Origin of the sequence: Gilliamella sp. GillExp13 (assembly GCF_001690815.1) — a bacterium.
Lineage (GTDB): Bacteria > Pseudomonadota > Gammaproteobacteria > Enterobacterales > Orbaceae > Gilliamella > Gilliamella bombi.
Genome location: NZ_LZHJ01000091.1, coordinates 1 through 1,827 on the forward strand (window position 1 = coordinate 1; position 1,827 = coordinate 1,827).

General features: G+C 34.8%; 1 protein-coding gene. It reads right to left on the reverse strand.

Going from position 1 to position 1,827, the window contains the following annotated elements; genetic code table 11:
- The coding region (locus A9G37_RS06230; protein WP_141671097.1) for a hypothetical protein at positions 1 to 1,323 on the reverse strand (1,323 nt) is incomplete at its 3' end.
- Positions 1,324 to 1,827 lie beyond the last annotated feature (504 nt).

Genomic DNA, 1,827 nt, shown 5'->3' on the forward strand with positions numbered 1-1,827 from the left:
ATAATACCCTCTTAGCTCCCCCCAAGCAGGATCGCCAACTTGAAAAAATTCCCAATCACTATCTTTATAGTAGATTTGAGTCACTCGTCCCCATTCGCTAAATAATCCCCCCATCCAATAACCATTGGTTATATAACTAATTTTTCGTAAAGAGGCTCCGTCTGCTATACCATTTTGCCAATCCACAACTATATCTTCGCCACGCCTTGCATTGGTAAAATCAAGCACTTTGGTCATACGATATCCACCACCATTAAAGTTATTACAAAATGCTACTGCATTTTGATACCCCCCTGCACCACCTTTTTTAGTGACATACCAACGCTCTAACCTAAAACTATACAATGGGTCATTGTTTTTATCGTGTAAATAAAATGTTGAAGGAATAAAAGAACCAGGATTACTCTCCTTAGGACCCGTTAAGTTAATTTTTACAAGCCCTGTAGGTAGCGTATTTTCAGCATTTAACGTTAATGTTACCCCTCCCGTCGAAATTGTTCGACCATTTTTATTTACTATATCTTGTGCTTTCATTCCTGCAACACTCAAGTAAAAAAATAAATTATGAGAGCCTGTGGTTGGAAAGTTTGCTCCAGGATTCGCTGGATTATAAGCATAAAATCCTCTATATTTATTCCAATCACCATGCGGATCGTTAAGAGAAGAAACTGCACCATCGTAAGGTATATCATTTGAATGCCAATCATATTCTAAGTTAGGCATAGCATAACAAAATTGTGGTTTATCCATTTTGGGATAAAGATAATAGGTATGCCTATTTCCAGTAAATTTATCACTTTCAGAAGGAATACCATATTCTGTCTTAATGCTTACATCTTCCACTTCTAACGTCAATTGATAAGGTGCATCACAGCCATTTAATGCTTTATCTGAGTTATCCTTCACATAATTAGTAATATCTTGACCATATAAATTCTGCCATTTAATTTTTAATTTACTTGAATTGACACGATGGAGTGTATCGCCATCATCATCCTTCCAATAACCATTGTCATCAATCACTTTATCGGTCAATACTTCTGGATAATCCCCATGAGGCACTAATGTCTTGATATCTGCAAAAGTGGCTGAAAGTTTATCTAACACTAATGGGTTTTCCATACTTGAGCTATCACTTGATACAGTAATAATTTTGTTTCCAGGCAATGTTACTGATAATAAGGGACTAACTGAATCAGCATGAGTCGCGCCGCCATCAAAGGTTAAATAAGGCGCAGTACCGTGAATGCGCTCAGAAGTCGTGGCCGATAATGCCTGCGATTCTAAAGAGTACGGTAATAACAACAACGGCGCTAATGCCAATGGAATTTTTGAAAATAGTTTTGTGGATAATTTCGAAAATAATTCGAGAGATAATTTCGATGATATAAATGAGCTTCGAGTAAAAACTTGTCGAATAGGATTATTTGATAAATTTAAGACATAAGTTTGCCAGTGCTTGTGCCTTGTGCCTTGTGCCTAAAATGGTACTGCATTTTGTTCCACCTGTCAAGTAATATTTTGTTTTATTTAGATTTTTTATGGTTAATCGCTTATTTAATAAGCTTGTCTTTCTAAAGCGATTAAAGTATAGCCGTTTAAGAAATAGTTGGCTAGTTTTTTGGCGGACTTTTTTGTAAAGAAATGTAAATTGTAAGAATTATTCATCATGAATGGGCATAAACTTTATGGTTAAATTAATCTAAATATTTTATAGCTAAAAAGTTTAATCGACTATTTAAACAAAATACCAAGTATTTTTATTTAAATAGTCATTATTGAAGAGAAAATTATGGTGTAACGCAAGCTCCTCTATAGTCTTGATCT